Below are 22,004 nucleotides of genomic sequence, written 5' to 3'. Positions count from 1 at the left end.
TTCTTATATTTGAGGAGTGAATTTTTATTTTATATCCCATGATGCTGGAAAAGTTTTTAGAATACTTACAATTCGAAAAAAGGTACTCTCCTCACACGATTACAAGCTACAAAAAAGATCTTGAAGACTTTTCCTATTTCTATCTCAGAACAGAATCTTCCGATGATATTTCTAAAGCTGATAAAAGGATCATCAGAAATTTTATTGTTGATTTAAGTGAAAACAATATTTCCAAAAGAAGTATCAATAGAAAATTATCCTCTCTCCGTAGTTTTTATCTTTTCCTTCTAAAGATAGGTGAAATTAAGGTTTCTCCTACTGAAGGTGTCTCTTCTCTGAAATTCTATACAGAGAAGCAAATTCCTATGTCTAAAGAAGAAATGGAAGATCTTAATGAGAGAATCCTGGAGCATACACCTGATATCCTGGAAAAATGTATTATGGAAGTGCTTTATCAGACTGGAATGCGGAAAGCTGAGCTTTGTGGCCTAATATTTGAGAATGTTAATATAGACGGAAATGAATTAAAAGTAATAGGGAAGGGAAACAAGCAAAGAGTGATTCCTATTTCTGAAGACTTGTCTGCACTTCTTAAGAATTATTTGGAAATAAGGAAACCGCAGACAGAATATCAGTTCTGTTTTTTTGTCAATAAGAAAGGGAAAAAACTCAATGAAAAATTTGTTTATGTGGTAGTTAATAAGTACCTTAGTCTTATAACAACGAAAGAAAAAAAAAGTCCTCACATCCTTCGTCATAGCTTTGCTACACACGTTTTGGATAATGGGGCGGAGATCTCCAAAGTAAAAAAAATATTAGGGCATTCCAGTCTTGCCAGTACTCAAGTCTATACGAATGCTAATATTGAACAATTGAAAAAAGTGTTTAATCAAGCTCACCCTCGAGCATCTAAAAAAGAAGAATTATGAAGATTTCAGTTCAATCAATTGGTTTAACTCCACACGAACCACTAGAATCACACATCGACAAAAAAGTAAGCAAGCTAGATACATTCTATGATAAAATTCAAGAGTGTAAAGTATTTCTGAAAGTAGAAAATAATGCTGATAAAGTTAACAAAACAGCTGAGCTTATTTTGGCGGTTCCGGGAGATGATATTGTCGTAAAGAAGACATCTGCAAGTTTTGAAGAAAGTTTGGACCTTTGTGTTGATACAGCTAAAAAGCTACTAATCAAGAAAAAAGAAATGGCATAGAAAAAAAAGTTAAAAAAAGTTTATAAAATATTTGAGAATTCAAAAAATCCGTTCTATCTTTGCAATCGCAAAAAAGGAACAGCGATCTTTTGAATTCTTTTTTATATTTGCCTCCATAGCTCAGTTGGCCAGAGCACGTGATTTGTAATCTCGGGGTCGTGGGTTCGAATCCCTCTGGAGGCTCAATTTAATATAAAATATCTGGGGAGATTCCAGAGTGGCTAAATGGGACTGACTGTAACTCAGTTGCTTCGGCTTCGTAGGTTCGAATCCTGCTCTCCCCACTATATTTTTTTTAAAAAAAAGTTTGCAAGATTAAAAAATAATTCTTAGTTTTGCACAGCGTTTACCAATGGTTTTGGAAACAAAATTGCGGAAGTAGCTCAGTTGGTAGAGCGTCAGCCTTCCAAGCTGAATGTCGCGGGTTCGACCCCCGTCTTCCGCTCCAAAAATCAATAATTAAAGTTGATTTTTTTTAACACTGAAACGTGTAGAGTAGAGTCTCTCAATCACTTTCAGTCTAATTATTAAATGCCTCCATAGCTCAGTTGGCCAGAGCACGTGATTTGTAATCTCGGGGTCGTGGGTTCGAATCCCTCTGGAGGCTCAATTTAATATAAAATATCTGGGGAGATTCCAGAGTGGCTAAATGGGACTGACTGTAACTCAGTTGCTTCGGCTTCGTAGGTTCGAATCCTGCTCTCCCCACATTTTATATTAGAAAAAAGTTTGCAGAATTAAAAATTAATTCTTAGTTTTGCAAAGCGTTTACCAATAATTTTGGAAACAAAATTGCGGAAGTAGCTCAGTTGGTAGAGCGTCAGCCTTCCAAGCTGAATGTCGCGGGTTCGACCCCCGTCTTCCGCTCAACAAAAATCACGCTCCTTAGTGTGATTTTTTTAGTTAATGCCGACTTAGCTCAGCGGTAGAGTGCTTCCTTGGTAAGGAAGAGGTCACGGGTTCAAGTCCCGTAGTTGGCTCTCGAATCTCCCGAATTTCTTCGGGAATTTTTTTTGCCCAAATTTTTGTTATTAATCTTAGATCAAGAAAAATCATGAGGCTGATAAAGCAAAATAGTTATACAACTGTTTAAAAAATAACAAAAAGAATTCCTTTCTTAGACACTTAAATATAAGTCAGATTTTTTGTGTTGAAAACTTTACAGTCTTCTATTCTTCTCAACTTTTGTCCCCAATCGGTAATCATCATAAAAATTTTCGTTACATTCGTGTAAAATAATTTTTGATGAATATTCTTTTATTAGAAGATGATCTCATTCTTTCTGCAGAACTTTGCCGATTTTTAGAATCCAATAATTTTACTTGCGATAAAATCTATGACGGAGAAACCTTTCTTCGTCAGATTAAAAATAATTCCTATGATCTGTATTTGCTTGACATCAACGTTCCCAAAATAAATGGGTTGGATGTTTGTCAGACTATTCGTTCTTTTGATAAGAGTACCCCTATCATTATAATCTCTGCTTATGGAGATATTTCAGATAAGAAAGATGCTTTCACCCGATTGGCTGATGATTACCTGGTAAAGCCTTTTCAATTTGAAGAACTCCTTTTAAGAATTAATTCTTTATTGAGAAGAAAAATGCCTTCAGATACTTCCGATCAGGATATTATCAGAGTAGATGACCTTATCATCAACAAAACGGAACAGAAAGTGTATCGTGGTGGAAATGAAATAACCCTTACTTTAAAAGAGTTTCAGTTACTGGTTTATCTGGCAGAAGCGCAGGGTAGGACTGTCTCGAAACAGCAAATTACCGAACATGTGTGGGAGCACAACTTTAATACCAATACCAATACGGTAGAAGTATACATTAATTTTTTAAGAAAAAAAATTGATAAAGATTTTAAAATAAAACTAATCCATACCCGTTCCGGTTTCGGATATTATTTAAGTCCATTATAAATGTCTTTAAAGAGAAAGATAGCTTTAACAATTAGTATCGCCTTTTCATTGCTTTTTGGAATGGTGATGGCGGTAATTTATTTATCTTTCAATGATTTCAGAAGAGATGAGTTTAAGGAAAGATTCAGACAAAGACTGGAATTTACGACCCATTTTATTTCAAAGTCTAAAGATTTTGAAGAAGAGGCTCCCATCTTTTTCAATGAAAATTCAGATAATATTCTTTTGAATGAAAAGATTTTAATTTTCAATGAACAGAAAGAACTCATCTATAGTACTATTAAAGATAGAAATGTTACGTGGGATAGTGCCATGCTTAAGGAGTTAGACAAAAAGAAGATTATTTACACAGAGAAAACCGTTCCGGAGATTTATGCAGCACTTAGAAACATTAATGGAGAGAATTACTATATTCTTACCAGTGCCTTTGATACCAACGGAAAATCAAAGTTGGGTTTTCTAAAATACCTTTTGATTACTGCTTATGCGATGAGCACACTTCTTATCGGCTTTTTCAGTTATTACTTTGTAGAAAAGTTTCTTCGTCCTTTAGAAGACCTGAATAAAGAGATTTCAGAGGTAACAGCACATAAATTAACCACTCAGATTCCCGTTCAGGAATCTAATGATGAAGTAAATGTTCTTGCAAAATCTTTTAATACAATGATTGTACGGCTTAATGATGTATTTCAGTCGCAGAAAGATTTTACAGCAAGTGCTTCTCACGAAATCAGGACCCCTATTACAAGAATGGCATTTCAATTGGAAAACCTGATTAAATTCGAAGAACATTCTCCAAAGACGCTGTCTTCATTACAGCAAATTCAGCGGGATGTTTATCAATTGTCAGATTTAACGAATTCACTACTGCTGTTGACGAAGTTTGATAAAGAAAATATTCAAAGTATTTATGAGGATGTAAGAATAGATGAAGTGATCTTTGAAGCCTTTGAAGGAGTGGAAAAAAGCTATCCTGATCTTAAACTGGATTTTCTCATTGCTGAAGATACTTCCGAAAATGCTTTTCTTATCATTAGCGGTATCCAATCATTATTGGTGATTGTCTTTATCAACTTATTCAAAAATGCCGCTGTTTATTCTGACAATACAGAAGTGAAAGTATTGATAACAGAAACAAACAATAATCTTAGTGTTGATGTTATTTCACATGGTGCTACCATTTCGGAAGAAGAGCAGACGAAGTTATTTGAAGCCTTTACAAGAGGTAATAATGCTCAAAATATTTCCGGTTCCGGCTTAGGGCTGAGAATTGTAAAGAGGATTCTTGAATATCATGATGCAAAAATTATTTATTCTTCTCCTGATGAATACATGAATATGTTCACCGTGATTTTTAAAAAATAAATTTTCAGAACTACTTATTACTTAAAAGCTGTTACCATTTTTGTTAAACTTCAGATTAAATTTTCTAAAAAAAATCAAAGGTTGGAGAAAAATTTTAAGTTTTAGAGTTCCATGATCTTATCCGAAAGCTCCTATTTAAGGCAATTTTAATATTTTTTTAATCCTCATTTAAGTTTCTTTTAATTGTAGCCAAGCAATTTTGTAATTTAAAAAGAAAATAATGAACAGAATTGCAGTGCTGTGCCTGGCCGTTTCCTCATTCATGGCGGCACAACAGCAAATGTCTCTTTTGGATTGCGAAGAAGCTTTCCAGAAGAACAACCTCCAGCTGCTTGCGGAACAATACAACATCAATATGGCTGATGCTGATATTCTGCAGGCTAAAATCTGGGAATTGCCACAATTGAGTGGGCAATTCAATGCTTACAATCCTCAGGATAAAAAGTTTTTTGATGTTGGTCATTCAAAAGGAGCAGGCATTACCCAGTTAATTTATATGGGGGGTAAAAAGAAAAATGAAATTGCTTTTGCAAAATCGAATAAAGAATTGGCTCAGCTTCAGTTTTCTCAACTTCTTGTTGATCTTAGAGCCCAACTCCGTACCACTTATTTTAATCTTTACTACGAAAAATTAAAGCTTGAAAACACCGATAAGCAATTAGGATATATGAATGACCTGTTAAGCGCTTATCGTGTACAGTCTGCAAAAGGAAATGTATCCCTTAAAGATGCAGTGAGACTACAAAGTTTAGTCATTCAGCTGAATCATGATAAGCTTGAAATTAATAAAAATATCCTTGGCTTTGAACAGAATTTAAAAGTTCTTACCGGGATTTCAGAAGATATAGAACCTTTGATGCCTGAAGCTGAAGCTAAAGAAGCACTGGCAACTCAGCCTTTTGGAGATGAAGATGAACTTAAAACTAAGGCACTGGAAAATAATGCAGATTATCGATATAATTTAAAATTAATAGATAACAGTAAGCTGTATGCGCAATGGCAGAAATCCTTGAATGTACCGGATCTTAATGTAGGCGCAGCATGGGATCAGGCAGGAGGGACGTTTAATAATGAAGCCAATCTGACATTAGGAATCCCTTTACCATTATGGAGGGTGAATCAGGGAAATGTGGAAAAAGCGAACTATGCGATTCAGCAGAATCAGAAAAACGCAGATTTTCAGAAACTAACCCTTGAAACAAAGGTCCAGGCAGCTTATAAAACCTGGAAAGCACAATACGAACAGCTTGCAGATATCAAAACAACAGATCTTCAGAATATGGATCTTGTTTATAATGGTATGATGACAAATTTCAGAAAAGGAAATGTGAACCTTATTGAATTCACAGACTTCATGGACAGCTACAGGGAAACTGCCCTTCAGATTTATGATATGAAGAATGAGATCATGCAGGCAGCAGAACAACTTAACCAATTAGTACAAACGAAAATCTTCTATTAAACATGAAAACATATATTATTCCAGTATTAATGATTTTATCATTGATGGCCTGCTCAAAAAAGGAGGAAGAAAAAGCCAATCCGGCTAAAAAAGGCTTCGAACTCAGCAATACCATGCTGAAATCTATTTCCTTGGCAAAGGTTGAACAAAGAAACATAGAAGATGAATATAGTTTTTATGGAAAGATCTCAGCAGATAAGAACAGCTATATAGACGTTTATCCATTGGTAGGAGGAAATGTGATGAGTGTAAATGTAGAGCTTGGGGACTATGTGAGAAAAGGACAGGTATTGGCTACCATCAGAAGTACGGAGCTTGCAGAAATTCAAAAAGATGTGAGTGATGCTAAAACGGACCTTGTAGTGGCCAAAAATAACCTTAGAGTTGCTAAGGAACTCTACGAAGGGAAACTAAATACAGAAAGAGATGTATTGGAGGCAAAAAGCCAGTTACAAAAAGCCGAAGATCAATTACAACGAGCAGCAGCTGTAAGTACTGTTTATAATGTAAAGTCAGGAAATATATACAGTGTTGTAGCACCCATTAACGGATTTATTGTTCAGAAAAGTATCAATAAGGATATGCAGCTGAGAAGTGACCGAAGTGATAATATTTTTGATGTTGCCAATACTACCAATGTATGGGCGATTATGAATGTTAACGAATCAGATATTGAAAAGATAAGTCTTGGAATGAAAGCACAAGTGTCTACACTTTCTTACCCGGACAAGGTTTTTGATGGAAAAATTGATAAAATTTTTAAAATCATTGATCCGCAAACCAATGCCATGCAGGCAAGAGTAGTTCTGGATAATGCCAATGGATTATTAATCCCGGATAGTAAGGCCACTATAAAAGTTTCCAGCCTTGAAAGCAATACAATGCTTACCGTTCCTTCAAAAGCGGTGATTTTTGATGATAACAAAAGTTTTGTGGTGATTTTTAAATCCAGAACTGATGTTAAAATAAGAGAAGTGAAAGTACAGAAACAAGTAGGTGATGTAACTTATATTGCAGACGGCCTTAAAGAAGGAGAAGAAGTCATTACCAACAACCAGCTTCTGATATACCGTTCTCTAAACAGCTGAAAATTGTAGTGATTTAAAATAAATTCTTTCAACGGCTTTTTTAGGTCATCAATGTATCTATCATGAATAAATTCATAAAAAATATAATCGCTTTTTCATTAAAGAATAAAGCATTTACCTTTATCTGGGTGGCTATTTTAGCGATTGCCGGATTTATAAGTTTCAAAAACATGCCTATTGAAGCTTTTCCGGACGTTACCAATACCCAGATTGTAATCATTACTCAATGGAATGGGCGTAGTGCAGAGGAAGTAGAACGCTTTGTTACTACCCCCATAGAATTGGCGATGAGCCCGGTTCAGAAGAAAACCAGTGTGAGAAGTACTACGATGTTTGGACTTTCCATTGTTAAAATTCTGTTTGACGATGGGGTGGATGATACTTTTGCCAGAAATCAGGTCAATAACCAATTAAGAACCATTAGCCTTCCTGATGAGGTAGATCCTGAAGTACAACCACCCTACGGGCCAACCGGTGAAATTTTTAGATATACGCTGGAAAGCAAAACAAAAGATTCCCGTAAACTGCTAACCCTGCAAAACTGGGTGATAGACCGTGCCCTAAGAGGAGTGCCTGGGGTAGCGGATATTAATGTTTTCGGAGGACAGGACAAAGTATTTGAATTAAGTATCGATCCCAGAGCACTGGATAAATATAATCTGACTCCCCTTCAGGTATATGATGCTGTTACCAAGAGCAATCTGAATGTGGGTGGAGATGTGATTGAAAAAAATGGACAGGCTTATGTGGTAAGAGGAATAGGTTTGGTAAAATCTATCGCAGATATCGGAAATATTACCATTCAGAATGACAGCGGAAATCCTGTTCTGGTAAAAAATGTGGCGGAAGTTCATGAAAGCTCTATGCCTAGGGTAGGACAGGCAGCCTTGAATAATCATGATGATACCGTAGAAGGAATTGTAGTGATGAGAAAAGGTGAGAATCCAAGAGAAGTTCTGGTAGGGGTAAAAGCCAAAATTAAAGAGCTGAACGAAAAGATCCTGCCGAAAGATGTAAAAATGGTGACTTTCTATGACAGAGATAACCTGATGGATTTCACTACACACACGGTAATGCATAACTTAATTGAAGGAATTGTATTGGTAACTGTGATCGTTTTGATCTTTATGGCAGACTGGAGAACCACGTTGATTGTTTCTATCATCATTCCTTTATCCTTATTGTTTGCATTTTTATGTTTAAAACTGGCCGGAATGAGTGCCAACCTGCTTTCTCTGGGTGCTGTAGACTTTGGGATTATCATTGATGGAGCCGTCGTCATGGTGGAAGGACTCTTTGTAATGCTGGACCATAAGGCACATAAATATGGAATGGAAAAATTCAATAAACTGGCAAAAGGAGGTTGGATCAAACAGACCGGAACTGGTTTAGGAAAGGCAATTTTCTTCTCAAAGCTGATTATTATTACTTCCCTGATTCCAATTTTCTCATTCCAGAAAGTAGAAGGGAAGATGTTCTCGCCTTTAGCATTTACTTTGGGATTTGCATTGATAGGAGCATTGATATTTACTTTAACATTAGTTCCTGTTCTTTCTCATATTCTTTTAAATAAAAATGTAAGAGAAAAAAATAACCCGTTTGTTAATTTCTGGGATAGAATTGTGCTAAAAGGATTTAATTTAACCTTTAAGCATAAAAAAACAAGTATGATTGTTGCTATTTCGTTTCTTGCAGTAACATTATTTTCAGGAAAATTCCTTGGAACAGAATTCCTACCACAGCTTAATGAAGGTTCACTTTGGATCACTGCAGAAATGCCAATGAGCTCATCATTGAAAGAATCTCTAAAAACAGCAGATCTTTTGAAAAAGGATATTATGAGTTTTTCTGAAGTAACAGATGTTTTGGCCCAGACAGGAAGAAGTAATGATGGTACAGACCCGAATGGATTCGGATTCGTGCAGTTTGCTGTAAATCTAAAACCAAGAGAAGAATGGAAACGAAAAATCACTTATGATGAACTTATCAATGAAATTGATCAAAAGCTAAGAAGTTACCAGGGAATTACCTTCAACTATTCGCAGCCGATTTCAGATAATGTGGCAGAAGCTGTAGCCGGTTTTAAAGCAGAAAATGGGATCAAAATCTACGGAGATAATTTAGAAACCTTAGACAAATTGGCTCATGAGATTTTAGGTAAGATTAAAGATGTTGAAGGAGTAAAAGATCCGGGAATTATTAAAAATATCGGCCAGCCGGAAGTAAGTGTCGTTTTAGACAGAGATAAAATGGCTGCCTATGGGGTAATGCCGGCTGATGCGCAGGCTGTACTGGAAATGGCGTTTGGGGGAAAAACCGCTTCTGAAATGTTTGATGGAGAAAGAAAGTTCCCGATCCGACTTCGTTACTCTCAGGAATACAGGACCAATGAGAATGATATTGCAGCATTGATGGTTCCTACCCAGGACGGCGCAAAAATCCCTTTAAAAGAGATCAGTACTATTGTTAAAGATAATGGAGCTGCATTTATTTACAGAGATAATATTAAAAGATATATTGGAGTGAAATTCTCAATCCGGGATCGTGATTTGGGAAGTACTATTGCAGATGCCCAGAAAAAAGTATCTACTGTTGAACTGCCAGATGGATATTCAGTAGGTTGGACAGGTCAGTTTGAGAACCAACAACGTGCTTCACACAGATTAACTCAGGTGGTTCCGGTAAGTATTCTGATGATCTTTTTCCTTCTGTTTATCTTGTTTGGAAATATGAAGGATTCTCTTTTGGTTTTGGCGAATGTTCCTTTTGCTTTGATTGGAGGTATTATTGCCTTACATGTTACCGGAATTAATTTCGGAATCTCTGCAGGAGTAGGAATGATTGCCCTGTTGGGAATATGTATACAGAACGGAGTTATTTTGATTACAGAATTTCATCAGAATGTTAAAAATGGACTGGATATAGATAATGCGATATTAAGTGGAGTAAAATCCAGAACCAGACCTGTTATTATGACTGCTCTTATGGCATCTATAGGATTGATGCCGGCAGCATTGTCCACAGGGATCGGGTCCGAATCTCAAAAACCTTTAGCCATTGTAATTATTGGTGGACTTATAACAGCCACAGTACTTACGTTGCTTATTTTTCCTATTATTTTCTGGATTTTTAACAGGACTAAAAGGGTATCCAAAGCCTGATTACCTTTCATTTTATATATTAATTGAGCCTGAAATATTCTGTATTTCAGGCTTTTCTGTTAAAGGAGCTGTAAAAGGTATCAGAAAGTTTTTTTGAATCGGGAAAAATATGTAAATTTGCAGTCTCAATGCATCGAAATATAAGGTTTGTCCTTCATTGGATGAGAATATTGAAAGTTTTTTGAATAAAAAGTTTTTGGTATTTAAAAATTCATTATATTTGCACACCGAAAATTTGAAAAACAATAAATAAATAATTTTAAATCATGGCAAAGGAAACGTTTAATCGTAACAAACCACACTTGAACATTGGTACTATTGGTCACGTTGACCATGGTAAAACTACTCTTACAGCTGCTATTTCTGCTGTATTAGCTAGCAAAGGTCTTGCTGAGAAAAAAGACTTCTCTTCAATTGACTCTGCTCCAGAAGAAAAAGAAAGAGGGATCACTATCAATACTGCTCACATCGAGTACGAAACTGTAAAAAGACACTATGCTCACGTTGACTGTCCAGGTCACGCCGACTATGTTAAGAACATGGTAACTGGTGCTGCTCAAATGGATGGAGCTATCGTAGTATGTGCTGCAACTGATGGTCCAATGCCTCAAACTAGAGAACATATCCTACTTTGCCGTCAGGTAAACGTACCTAAGATCGTTGTTTTCATGAACAAAGTTGACATGGTGGATGATCCAGAATTGTTAGAGCTTGTTGAAATGGAACTTAGAGATCTATTAGCTACTTATGACTTTGATGGAGATAACTCTCCAGTAATTCAAGGTTCAGCTCTTGGAGCACTTACTGCAGCTACTAATGGTGACTCAGAAGATAAGTGGTTCAAAACTGTTGAAGCATTAATGGATGCAGTTGATGAGTGGATTGACGAGCCAGTAAGAGATACTGATAAGCCATTCTTGATGCCAATCGAAGACGTATTCTCTATTACAGGTAGAGGTACTGTAGCAACTGGTAGAATTGAAGCTGGTATTATCAACACTGGTGACCCAGTTGATATCGTAGGTATGGGTGATGAAAAATTAACTTCTACAATTACAGGAGTTGAGATGTTCAGAAAAATCCTAGACAGAGGTGAAGCTGGTGATAACGTAGGTCTATTGTTGAGAGGTATTGAAAAAACTGACATCAAGAGAGGTATGGTAATCGCTAAGAAAGATTCTGTGAAGCCACACAAAAAATTCAAAGCATCTGTTTATATCCTTTCTAAAGAAGAAGGTGGACGTCACACTCCATTCCACAACAAATACCGTCCTCAGTTCTACGTAAGAACTACTGACGTTACAGGTGAGATCTTCTTACCAGAAGGTGTAGAAATGGTAATGCCTGGTGATAACTTAGAGATCACTGTAGAATTGTTACAACCAATCGCTCTTAACGAGGGTCTTAGATTCGCGATCAGAGAAGGAGGTAGAACAGTTGGTTCAGGTCAGGTTACTGAAATCTTAGACTAATCATCTTAAAATAAATAAAGCTTCCGAAAGGAAACTCTCGGAAGCTTTTTTAACTACGGGCATCGTCCAATGGTAGGATACCGGTCTCCAAAACCGTTGATCAGGGTTCGAATCCTTGTGCCCGTGCAAATATAAATTATGAGTTCATTTGTCGATTTTTTAAAAGGTTCTTATAACGAATTCAGACATAAAGTTGAATGGCCAAAATGGGCTGACCTTCAGTCGTCTACAATTGTAGTGACTATTGCGACAGTGATCTTGGCTTTATTTACTTTTGGAGTTGATGAATTGTTTTCTAAAGCAATCAGCAACATCATTGGAATGCTAATCAACTTGTTCAACTAATTAAAGTATTTTCCCATAATGAGCGAATTGAAATGGTATGTGCTGAAAGCAATCAGCGGACAGGAAAATAAAGTGAAAAGCTATATTGAGACAGAAATCAAACGTTTAGGGTTTGAACAGTACGTTACTCAAGTGGTTATTCCTATGGAAAAGGTTATTCAAATTAGAAACGGAAAAAAAGTTCCTAAAGAAAAACCTTACTATCCTGGATACTTGATGATTGAAGCTGAACTGATGGGAGAGATTCCTCACGTTATCAAAAATATCCCTGGAGTTATTTCTTTCTTAAGTTTAACCAAAGGAGGAGATCCTGTTCCAATGAGAAAATCAGAGGTGAACAGAATGCTTGGAAGAATGGATGAACTTTCAGAATTCGCAAGCGATGTTGAGATTCCATATGTAGTAGGTGAAAACGTAAAAGTGATCGATGGTCCTTTCAACGGATTCAATGGTACAGTTGAGAAGATTCTTGAAGACAAAAAGAAAATTGAAGTTTCTGTATTAATCTTCGGTAGAAAAACTCCAATGGAACTAAGCTACATGCAAGTAGAAAAAGTATAATATTTACTTATATAAGATATAAAAGACTGCTATTAAGCAGTCTTTTTTTATTGTTAATAATTCAGAAAAATGATAAAGCAATGGAGGTTGGATACTTTCATAATATAAATTATTCTTTTCCATATGGTATCTTATTTCAAAGCAAGGCTTTGTATTCCCTGTTTATCTAGATTTAATATATGCTAACTCAAACTTTAATAGCAATGCTCTAACTCATTGATCAAATAAACCATCCCATTGCTTTAAGCAAAATAAGATACAGGGTATAGGTAATGAATATAAGATATCAGACTTGAATCCTTTTCAGCGGTGCTCATTTCTAAATTTCAATATTGCTAAAAAAGCGCCTGATTTACTCTCTTTTATTTTATTTTTTATAATTTTCAATAGTTTTTTTTATTAAATTATTAATTAGTGTTAATGGCTTCTATGAAGGGATTTGGCAGTGTTTAATACTCACTTTTTTGGGATAAAATTGGTTTTTCCCTTTGTTTAACGGTATTTGAGAAGGTTAATTTATTTTTGATGGCATAATTCTTGTAACTTATCCGGTAATTAACCCACAAAACTTATTGTTTTTTCATTAAGTACACTGTTTACAGATGTACAGCAGATTTAATGTTTTTTAATTAAAACTTTAAATGTGATTAATGAATTGTGGCTAATAAAAATCTTACAAACACATAATCGACAATGACAAAAATTATTTCGATGATCCTTTTAGCAGGTTCAGCAGTATTAATGAATGCGCAGGTTGGAATTAATACTTCAAAGCCTGAAAAGGAACTGACAGTAAACGGAACGATGAAGACATCCGGTATTGTTTTCAAAAAGCCCATGGAGAAATTGGGAGCAGATGAAAATTATACTTTTATTATCAAATCTCCGGCACCGGAAAATAAAATTACGGCATACAATGATTCCTTTGTTCCGAATTCCCCGGCCCCCATCAATATCATTCAGTTTAAAATCACCTGTGATCCCTCAGATAAGGATTGGGTAAAAGAGTTTGATACAAAGATCAATTCTAAAAAATTTTTAGTGGTCATTTCTTCATTTGGGTTTACTCAACCTGTAAGAACGAATACTGCAGACTGGCTGACTCCGGTTCCTCAGATATTTGCCTATTCAACTGGGAGTACCTGGAAATTGAAAGCTGACTATGAAGGATTTTCTCCAACTTCCAATTTGCCTACTGGTGAATGGACCCTTAATTTGTTAGTTTATGATAGATCTTATGCAAAGGAAATCAATTCTACCCAGGACTTAAGATCTTCTACAACTGGTGCTGCTGCAGCTCCTCTAATTCAATAAAAACACTTATATGAAAAAAATTATCTCACTATTCTTTATAGCAGCTGCTTCTCTAGGCTTAAGTGCACAAGTTGGAATTAATACAGCTAATCCAAAAGGAACTCTTGATGTTGAAGGGGAAACTCTGGTAGAATCTTATTTGGTGGATACCGAAAATGCAACCGCAAGAGGAAATTATTTACTGCTTACCCGTTCAAAAGATACTTCTCCTGTAGGAAAAGTGAAACTTCTTGATATCACGCTTCGTAATGTAGCTCCTGTCAATATGTATACTGTAGTTTTAAAAAATGTAAAACAAGATGAAGTTATTAACCTCAATACAGGATTGGATGCAGATAAGTATGTTGTAGCTATTACCGGCGCAATATTCTCAGATGCAGTATCAGCAACTACAACTGCAACTTCAAGATTATACGGAGCGTATTCTACAGAAGTAACTAAAGTGGAAAAAGGAGGAAAAAGCTATCAGGCTATCAATTTAAGTTTTAAAGGAGCTGGAACTGTGTCTTCGCAAAACGGAACCTGGACGCTTACATTAAATGTGTTTGAAAAATCTCTGATCAAAGACTGGGGAACATTTTCCGGTTCAGTATCAGCTGGAGCATCTTTTTCCGGAGTATCAACTAATACGCCTCTTGGGCTTCAATAATACAATATGATAAGAAAAATTTATATTACAATGATGATAGGACTGGGTGTACTTTTGAATGCTCAGACCGGTAAAGTAGGAATTAAAACAGATACACCTACAGAAACACTTGATGTAAACGGAAAAACATATATGAACTCGCTATATCTTAGAAATCCTGGAGAACCTACCATGACAGGGGGAAGTTTTCTGGCAACTTCAGAAAACGCGTTGCAACTATACGATCCGAATTTAGAAAGCAGTGGATTATTCAATTATATTAAACTTACGCTTACCAATGTTTCAGGGGCAGGAATTGCAGATTATGATACTAAAATAGATGTAAATAATTTTCTGGTTGTGCTGCACAATTATTCTTTCAAACTTAATAATGGAAATACTAATGTGATGCTTGATTATGGTGACAATGGAACAAATGATAACAAGCAGGGATCTCCAGATGTAGTTGCATTTAAAAGTAATGGAACCTGGCATATCAGGGCAAGATTTACAGATAGTAGAATTATTGCCAATATCTCAGGAGGTCCATCAAGAACATACAATAATTTTACAGTGGATCTTTATCTAATGGCCTACAAAAGACTTATTACAAAACATAACATCAATGATGTTAATGCCAATCTAGGAGGCACTGATGGTTCTACTCAAACGATTAATAAACCATCCGGTTTTTAATGTAAAATAAAATTGATTTTAAGAAACCAGTCTATTAATAATTAGACTGGTTTTTCATTTTAATAATCTTTATCTTTTTTATAATGTTTGTATATTTTTAGCTTTGGTTATAGATTAATTGTCATTTTCTCAAATGATTTTATAATTTTATATGGAATTATACAGGGAATGAGAGAAAAACTGTCTTTTATATGGCTGCTGCTGTTTTCATTTGTATTGTGCTATGGGCAGAAGGAGGAATATGAACAACATATGAACAATGCCAATGAGCTAAAGTTCAAAGATTGGAAAAAGGCAGAAATTAATATACAACAAGCAAAAAAAAGTGTAAGTGATGATGATTTGGGAGATTTTTATCTTGAAGCAGCGAAAATCTACAGCGATGTAAATTATTTTGATCTGGCATTGGATTATTTAAACAAAGCTTATCATATATTTTGGGGGAAAGATGAAGAAAAAACAGCTAAAATAGATGGGGTTTTCGCTTATATTTATTCGCAGCTCAATGATACCAGGAAAGCTGTTACTTACTATAAAAAGCTTTTGAGCTTTTATCAAAAACAAAAAAGGCAAACAGAAACTATCAAAGCGCTTAATAACTTAGGAAATGCCTATTTGGTTTTGTCGAAATTGGATTCTTCAAGATACTATTTTGAAGAAGGATTGAAATCTTTTGAAACTTATGATAATCCGGTTTTAAAAGCATTTGTATTTTCAAATTTTGGTAAGCTTAACTTTCTTGAAGGGAATGAGATTAAGGCAGAAAATTATCTGCTTGAAGCCAATACTATTTTAAAAAAGAATACTATTGAAGATCATAAATCAAATTATCAGGTTAATTACAATCTAGCTAACTTCTATATAGAAACCCAAAATCCTGAAAAAGCTTTACTCTATGCTCAAAATGTAGGAAAATATATAATTTCTAACGGAGTAAATTTTGATAATACAAATTATTTAAGAACCCTTTATAAAGCCTTTCAGCTGAATAAAGATTATAAACATTCTGTAGAAACTTTTAAAAAATATGATTCTATCCGAGAGCTGTTGAATATAGAAGAAAAAGCAGTGAATGTAGAACGACTGAAAGTACAGCACGAATATGAACTGCAAAATAAGCTGGATAAAATAGAACAGGATAAAAAGAACATGCTGTATGTAGTTCTGTTTATTATTCTCCTGTTGTTTATAGTAATCAGCGTTTTATTGCTGATTAATTTCAGAAACAAAGCAGAAAAGCTCCGTCTTGAAAAAAAACTGATTGAGAACCGAGAAAAACAACTTGAAATAGATAATCAGATGAAAGAAAAAATGCTGGTCTATAAGTCAATGGAGCAATCTAAAATAGAGGAGATCTTTAAATCGTTGCTGGAGCGGATAAATGTTCTGAAGTCTAAACTTAAAGACAGCGAAATCAATGAGGTTTCTAGGATTATCAATGAAATTAAGCTGAATACTAAAAATGATTCATGGGGAGATTTTGAGTACCATTTTCTGAATATCCATGAATCGTTTTACGAAAATCTGGATTGCAAACATCCTGGATTGACTAATTATGACAAACGATTGGCGGCGATGCTGAAACTTAAATTATCTACAAAAGAAATTTCAAACTTACTAAATGTAACGCCAAAAACAATTGAAAATTCAAGAACACGCTTAAGGAAAAAAATGAATCTTACCAATACTAAAGAAGATCTTGCTCAATATTTGAATGAATTTTAATTAATTGTATTATAGTTGTTTACATTTTAGTGTGTGGAGATGATGTGGTGTTTTTTTTCTGTTGTGTGGTAATTGTGTGTGGTATTTTTAATAAGGATGGGTGACATTGTATTCCTTTGTCTCCTATTTAAAACAATATCACAATGAAAAAATTACTTATTCTTTTTATAGGTCTCTCCATAGGTTTTATGGGAAAAGCACAATGGAATCCCGCATTGGATCAAAATCTATTGATAACCAGTGTAGGTGGGAGCTCTTTTGCTGAAACCATGAGTGATGGAAAAACTTATATTGGATTCTGGAAAAGTGTACCGGCCCCGGTTAATTTTGAACTTTGGGTGCAAATTTTGGATCAAAATGGAAATAAACAATTAGGACCAAATGGAATTAAAGTTACAGATCAGATTCCAATGGGAACTTACACCGTTGTAGAAAAAACAGCTGTAGATACATCAGATAACCTTTACATCGGGGTAACTGGAACCGGTGCGGGAACTCCAGGGTATATTTTTAAAATTACTCCTCAAGGTATCTCGGAATGGCCAACCGGAATTAGCTTGGGAGAAGCTTATTTACCAACAATTCTGCCATTGCCTGAAGGGAATATTGTGGTTGGATACTTTCCTCCAAGCCAAAAATATACTAAAGTACAGATGTTTGATGTTAATGGCCAGCCAGTATGGGCAAATCCTGTTCAGGTTGTTTCAAATGATCTTACCAAAAATACAATACCTGCTGATCTCTTTAAACTGAGCGGAGATGAATGTGAGCTTATTTTTCATAAGCAAATATCGTTTGGTACTACCAGTTATTTGTTTGCCCAAAAGATAAATCTGAAAAGTGGTACATTGATTTGGGATATCCCTCAACAGATTACTGCTAAATCTACAGTTTATAATACAAAATATACAGGGGCAGTAGATGGGGATGTGGTGTATTATGGCTATAGTACCGGTGAGAATATGAGATTTGATGGATTTCTTCAAAGAGTCAATCCAGATGGTTCTCTTCCATGGGGTGTTTCCGGAGTGGATTTTGATACCAATCAGACTTATTTTGAAAAAGATATGAAGGTCGCTTTTACACAAGGATCTCCTTACATCTGGTCTATTGCAAATTATAGTTCTTCTTCTCAGGGAGAAAATGGAGAGTTTGTACAGAAATTCGATAAAAATACGGGGACCAGATTGTTTACTGATAATGCCAAGCAAGTATTTCCGGTAGATAACACATCTATGTTCCATTATAGTAATCTACAGCTGGTAAATGATAAACCCTTTTTTGTGGTACAGAAAAAAGAAGGTACTGCACTTAATGTATCTCTGAATGCTGTTCTGTTAAAAGATAGCGGCGATTTTGAATGGGCGCAGCACTATCTTCCAATGGCAACCTTTCCTGCATCTAAAGCTTATACAACCGTTTTAAGGCCAATCAATGGACAAGCAGTAATCGTGTTTAAGGAAACTAAAAATACAGAAGAGGCTCCAACGGGAATTTATGCACAGAATCTAATTTTTCCTGATGGTACGATGGGGACACAAGATGTTTCAGGGAAAAAAGGCAATATTAAGCTTTACCCAAATCCGGCAGTAGATCTTATTCATATAGATGGATTAAAAGATCAGGATTTCAAAATTTATAATACAGCTGGACAACTTGTGAAATCTGGATTTATGAAACAAGGACTTATTGATGTTAGAGATCTTATAAAAGGAACTTATATCTTAAAGATGAAAGAAAAAGAAGAAAGCCTGAAGTTGATCAAAAAATAATTTTCCATAATAGTAATAGTTTAATAAGGAAGAAGGGAGAGCAGGAATCTGTTCTCTTTTCCTTTTAATAGATAATGAAACATATTGACCAGCATGAAATCTGAAATATGAACTTCTGAATATCAATTATTTTTTTAAAACTTTTTAAAAATCAGCAATATCCGTTTGTAGTTTCAAAAATATTTTATACTTTTGCAGTCCAAAAAGCAGGCTTATCATAAGTGAGTGCGATAAGCTGCTGAATAATAAATGCTTCCAAACTCATTAATTATTCAAATTTAAAAAACAAACAATGGCTAAGAAAGTCTTTAAAATGGTAAAGCTTCAGGTGAAAGGTGGCGCAGCTAACCCTTCTCCACCAGTAGGTCCAGCATTGGGTTCTGCAGGTGTGAACATCATGGAGTTTTGTAAGCAATTTAACGGAAGAACCCAAGATAAGCCAGGGCAAGTTTTACCTGTAGTAATTACAGTATACGAAGACAAATCTTTTGAATTCGTTATTAAAACTCCACCTGCAGCAATTCAGTTAATGGATGCGGCTAAGATCAAGGGAGGTTCTGGTGAACCAAACAGAAACAAAGTAGGTTCTGTAACTTGGGAACAAGTAAAGAAAATCGCTGAAGATAAAATGGCGGATCTTAACTGTTTTACAATGGACTCTGCTGTTTCTATGGTTGCAGGTACTGCTAGATCTATGGGATTAAGAGTAACAGGAACTAAACCAACTTTTAACGCTTAAAACTATTAGAAATGGCAAAATTGACTAAAAAGCAAAAGGAAGCTTTAAGCAAAGTAGAAAAAGGAAGAATCTATAACCTTGAAGAAGGTTCAGCTCTTGTAAAAGAAGTGAACACTGCAAAGTTTGATGCTTCTGTAGATATCGCTGTAAGATTAGGTGTAGACCCAAGAAAAGCAAACCAAATGGTAAGAGGTGTTGTATCTCTTCCTCACGGTACTGGTAAAGATGTTAAAGTTTTGGCTTTAGTAACTCCAGATAAAGAAGCAGAAGCTAAAGCTGCTGGTGCTGATTATGTAGGTCTAGACGAATATTTACAAAAAATTAAAGATGGTTGGACAGATGTTGACGTTATCGTTACTATGCCAGCTGTAATGGGTAAATTAGGTCCATTAGGTAGAGTATTAGGTCCAAGAGGTTTAATGCCTAACCCTAAATCAGGAACTGTAACCATGGAAATTGGTAAAGCAGTAACTGAGGTGAAAGCAGGTAAAATTGATTTCAAAGTAGACAAGTATGGTATCATCCACGCTGGTATTGGTAAAGTATCTTTCGATGCTGCTAAGATCAAAGAAAATGCGCAGGAATTGATCTCTACATTGATCAAAATGAAGCCAACTGCTGCTAAAGGAACTTATGTGAAGTCTATCTATTTGTCTTCTACAATGAGCCCAGGTATTGCAATTGATACTAAATCTGTTAACTAATAATAATCCTTAAGACAATGACAAAAGACCAAAAAGTTGTAGCAATACAAGAGATCAAAGATTTGCTTCAGGATGCAAAAGTAGTATACGTAGCAGATTTAGACGGTTTGAACGCTGGTAAATCTTCAGATTTCAGAAGACAGGCTTTCAAGCAAAATATCAAAGTGAAAGTAGTAAAAAATACACTTTTACAAAAAGCAATGGAACAAATTGAAGGAGTAGATTACTCTGAAATGTTCCCATCTTTCAAAGGAAACACAGCATTAATGATTGCTGATACAGCTAATGCTCCTGCGAAACTTATCCAAGGATTCAGAAAGAAAGAAGAAAAGCCAGCTTTAAAGTCTGCTTTTGTTCAAGAAACTTTCTATATTGGTGACAACAACCTAGACATGTTGGCTAACATCAAGTCTAGAGAAGAAATGATCGGTGAAATCATCGGATTACTTCAGTCTCCAATCCAGAGAGTTGTTTCTGCTCTTCAAAACAAACCTGAAACTGTAGAAGCTAAAGCTGAAGAAGCTGCTCCTGCGGTAGAAGAAACTCCTGCTGCTGAAGCTCCAGAAGCTGCTGCAGAAAGCACTGAAGAAACAAGTGCTGAATAATTATACTCAAAAAATTAAATAAATAATCAACAAAAACATTACAACAATGTCAGATTTAAAAAATTTAGCTGAAACGCTAGTAAACCTAACTGTAAAAGACGTAAACGAATTAGCTACTATCCTTAAGGATGAGTACGGAATTGAGCCAGCTGCTGCTGCTGTAGTAGTTGCTGCAGGTGGTGCAGGTGAAGCTGCTGAAGAAAAGACTGAATTCGACGTAATTCTTAAGTCTGCAGGTGCTTCTAAATTAGCTATCGTTAAATTAGTAAAAGATTTAACTGGTGCTGGTCTTAAAGAAGCTAAAGATATCGTAGACGGTGCTCCTTCTGCAATCAAAGAAGGTGTTTCTAAAGACGAAGCTGAAGCTCTTAAGAAGCAATTAGAAGAAGCTGGTGCTGAAGTAGAATTGAAATAATTTTCAATTTTATTATAAATATAAGAAGCCTGAGCAATTAGCTCAGGCTTTTTTGTTGTAAACACTAATTATATTCTACACTTTATTTATAAGTGTATTTGAATATTTTTACAGTGTATTTTATTATATTTTGTTATAGTTGATGATTTACTAATAATTAACATAATATTTTATCTTTGTTTTATGTATTTTACTTTTTTAGTGTATTTTTATTGTTAAAATATTGTTTTATTTGAAAAAGTATTATATTTGTAATAATAAAAAACACAACAACTTGGATAGAAATTATATTCTTTCCTATGGTCAAATAGCATTTCTTCTGCTTCTGCTGACTATAGGAAAATTAAACGCAAGAATCATATCTGCTACAATGGGTATGTCTGAGTTGTTGCATTACACAGATACAAAAGATACTGAACTTTACCCACACTTATATGATACTTTTTCACAGGAGTCTCTGAGTTCTGTGAAATACAGACATCATGAGGTAAAGATCAATGCTCATTCTCAACCTATATTTTTAGAACACTCTTTACAAAGCCATCTCCCTACTGTTAATGACTGGAATTTTTTTCTTTTACCTATGAAGGATTTAAAGTCTATTTCTGTTGGAAATAAATGGAGAATATTTAACGCTGGTGTTCATGCAGATGTTTTTAATATAGTAAAGCAGGTGAAGAGATTTTACGTTAACTCTGTCAAGTTGATTGATGGCTTTCAATTTATCATTAAAATTCCTGATAAATTGAATACGGTCTCTTTTAGATAATATTCCTTTCTTTTTTCGATCCCTGGATGGGTTTGCTTCAT

The 22,004-nt window shown here is 35.0% G+C and carries 20 protein-coding genes and 8 tRNA genes; all 28 read left to right on the top strand.

All coding sequences use genetic code 11. The features are described from left to right. Nucleotides 1-41: 41 nt before the first annotated feature. Complete coding sequence (locus EL260_RS23020) at nt 42-929, top strand: tyrosine-type recombinase/integrase (RefSeq protein ID WP_123860609.1); 888 nt, start codon at nt 42-44, stop codon at nt 927-929. Then, nucleotides 926-1,216, top strand: coding sequence for an HPF/RaiA family ribosome-associated protein (locus EL260_RS23015; protein ID WP_047379265.1), 291 nt, complete (start codon nt 926-928; stop codon nt 1,214-1,216). Before EL260_RS23020 ends, EL260_RS23015 begins: the two co-directional genes overlap by 4 nt. A gap of 109 nt (nt 1,217-1,325) precedes the next feature. Beyond that, a tRNA-Thr gene (locus EL260_RS23010) sits at nt 1,326-1,399 on the top strand. A 20-nt stretch (nt 1,400-1,419) separates the two neighbouring features. Next, nucleotides 1,420-1,500: transfer RNA gene (locus EL260_RS23005), tRNA-Tyr, on the top strand. A gap of 88 nt (nt 1,501-1,588) precedes the next feature. Then, nucleotides 1,589-1,664: transfer RNA gene (locus EL260_RS23000), tRNA-Gly, on the top strand. A gap of 85 nt (nt 1,665-1,749) precedes the next feature. Then, a tRNA-Thr gene (locus EL260_RS22995) sits at nt 1,750-1,823 on the top strand. Nucleotides 1,824-1,843: 20 nt separating this feature from the next. Next, nucleotides 1,844-1,924, top strand: a tRNA-Tyr gene (locus EL260_RS22990). An 86-nt stretch (nt 1,925-2,010) separates the two neighbouring features. Then, nucleotides 2,011-2,083: transfer RNA gene (locus EL260_RS22985), tRNA-Gly, on the top strand. 41 nt (nt 2,084-2,124) lie between these two features. After that, nucleotides 2,125-2,196: transfer RNA gene (locus EL260_RS22980), tRNA-Thr, on the top strand. 265 nt (nt 2,197-2,461) lie between these two features. Next, nucleotides 2,462-3,142, top strand: a complete 681-nt coding sequence (locus tag EL260_RS22975; protein WP_066697964.1) for a response regulator transcription factor — start codon at nt 2,462-2,464, stop codon at nt 3,140-3,142. Further along, nucleotides 3,143-4,507, top strand: coding sequence for a sensor histidine kinase (locus EL260_RS22970; protein ID WP_123857810.1), 1,365 nt, complete (start codon nt 3,143-3,145; stop codon nt 4,505-4,507). A gap of 220 nt (nt 4,508-4,727) precedes the next feature. Then, nucleotides 4,728-5,969 carry a TolC family protein gene (locus EL260_RS22965; RefSeq protein ID WP_123857809.1) on the top strand — a complete coding sequence of 414 codons (1,242 nt, stop codon included), beginning with the start codon at nt 4,728-4,730 and terminating at the stop codon, nt 5,967-5,969. Nucleotides 5,970-5,971: 2 nt separating this feature from the next. Next, the gene (locus EL260_RS22960; protein WP_123857808.1) at nt 5,972-7,057 is read left to right on the top strand and encodes an efflux RND transporter periplasmic adaptor subunit; all 1,086 of its coding nucleotides are present in this window, start codon (nt 5,972-5,974) and stop codon (nt 7,055-7,057) included. 62 nt (nt 7,058-7,119) lie between these two features. Next, nucleotides 7,120-10,218 carry an efflux RND transporter permease subunit gene (locus EL260_RS22955; RefSeq protein WP_123857807.1) on the top strand — a complete coding sequence of 1,033 codons (3,099 nt, stop codon included), beginning with the start codon at nt 7,120-7,122 and terminating at the stop codon, nt 10,216-10,218. A 266-nt stretch (nt 10,219-10,484) separates the two neighbouring features. Continuing rightward, nucleotides 10,485-11,690 (top strand): elongation factor Tu, encoded by a 1,206-nt coding sequence (gene tuf, locus EL260_RS22950; protein WP_123857806.1) that lies wholly within the window; start codon nt 10,485-10,487, stop codon nt 11,688-11,690. Nucleotides 11,691-11,745: 55 nt separating this feature from the next. Further along, nucleotides 11,746-11,816, top strand: a tRNA-Trp gene (locus EL260_RS22945). A gap of 12 nt (nt 11,817-11,828) precedes the next feature. After that, nucleotides 11,829-12,035 carry a preprotein translocase subunit SecE gene (gene secE / locus EL260_RS22940; protein WP_002976410.1) on the top strand — a complete coding sequence of 69 codons (207 nt, stop codon included), beginning with the start codon at nt 11,829-11,831 and terminating at the stop codon, nt 12,033-12,035. Between the two features lie 18 nt (nt 12,036-12,053). Then, entirely contained in the window at nt 12,054-12,596 is a 543-nt protein-coding gene (gene nusG / locus EL260_RS22935; RefSeq protein ID WP_123857805.1) for a transcription termination/antitermination protein NusG, read from the top strand. A 693-nt stretch (nt 12,597-13,289) separates the two neighbouring features. Continuing rightward, complete coding sequence (locus EL260_RS22930; RefSeq protein WP_123857804.1) at nt 13,290-13,910, top strand: hypothetical protein; 621 nt, start codon at nt 13,290-13,292, stop codon at nt 13,908-13,910. Between the two features lie 10 nt (nt 13,911-13,920). Then, nucleotides 13,921-14,559 carry a hypothetical protein gene (locus EL260_RS22925; protein WP_123857803.1) on the top strand — a complete coding sequence of 213 codons (639 nt, stop codon included), beginning with the start codon at nt 13,921-13,923 and terminating at the stop codon, nt 14,557-14,559. A gap of 30 nt (nt 14,560-14,589) precedes the next feature. Continuing rightward, entirely contained in the window at nt 14,590-15,234 is a 645-nt protein-coding gene (locus EL260_RS22920) for a hypothetical protein (RefSeq protein ID WP_232534819.1), read from the top strand. Nucleotides 15,235-15,402: 168 nt separating this feature from the next. After that, on the top strand, nt 15,403-16,959 hold the full coding sequence (locus EL260_RS22915; protein WP_123857801.1) for a tetratricopeptide repeat protein: 1,557 nt from the start codon (nt 15,403-15,405) through the stop codon (nt 16,957-16,959). A 143-nt stretch (nt 16,960-17,102) separates the two neighbouring features. Then, nucleotides 17,103-18,731: a T9SS type A sorting domain-containing protein gene (locus EL260_RS22910; protein ID WP_123857800.1), complete on the top strand. Its 1,629-nt coding sequence runs from the start codon at nt 17,103-17,105 to the stop codon at nt 18,729-18,731. A 292-nt stretch (nt 18,732-19,023) separates the two neighbouring features. Beyond that, nucleotides 19,024-19,470, top strand: a complete 447-nt coding sequence (gene rplK, locus EL260_RS22905) for a 50S ribosomal protein L11 (protein WP_047099700.1) — start codon at nt 19,024-19,026, stop codon at nt 19,468-19,470. Nucleotides 19,471-19,481: 11 nt separating this feature from the next. Further along, nucleotides 19,482-20,174 (top strand): 50S ribosomal protein L1, encoded by a 693-nt coding sequence (rplA, locus tag EL260_RS22900; protein ID WP_045501112.1) that lies wholly within the window; start codon nt 19,482-19,484, stop codon nt 20,172-20,174. Between the two features lie 17 nt (nt 20,175-20,191). Beyond that, a complete protein-coding gene (gene rplJ / locus EL260_RS22895; RefSeq protein ID WP_123857799.1) occupies nt 20,192-20,779 on the top strand; it encodes a 50S ribosomal protein L10 in 588 nt (195 codons plus the stop codon). A 46-nt stretch (nt 20,780-20,825) separates the two neighbouring features. Beyond that, nucleotides 20,826-21,194, top strand: coding sequence for a 50S ribosomal protein L7/L12 (gene rplL / locus EL260_RS22890; protein WP_045501110.1), 369 nt, complete (start codon nt 20,826-20,828; stop codon nt 21,192-21,194). A gap of 274 nt (nt 21,195-21,468) precedes the next feature. After that, nucleotides 21,469-21,963 (top strand): hypothetical protein, encoded by a 495-nt coding sequence (locus EL260_RS22885; protein WP_123857798.1) that lies wholly within the window; start codon nt 21,469-21,471, stop codon nt 21,961-21,963. Nucleotides 21,964-22,004: the final 41 nt, after the last annotated feature.

Source organism: Chryseobacterium nakagawai, assembly GCF_900637665.1.
GTDB classification, from domain to species: Bacteria; Bacteroidota; Bacteroidia; order Flavobacteriales; family Weeksellaceae; genus Chryseobacterium; species Chryseobacterium nakagawai.
Note: the sequence above shows the minus strand (reverse complement) of the source record. Positions and strands in the feature narration are given on the sequence as shown.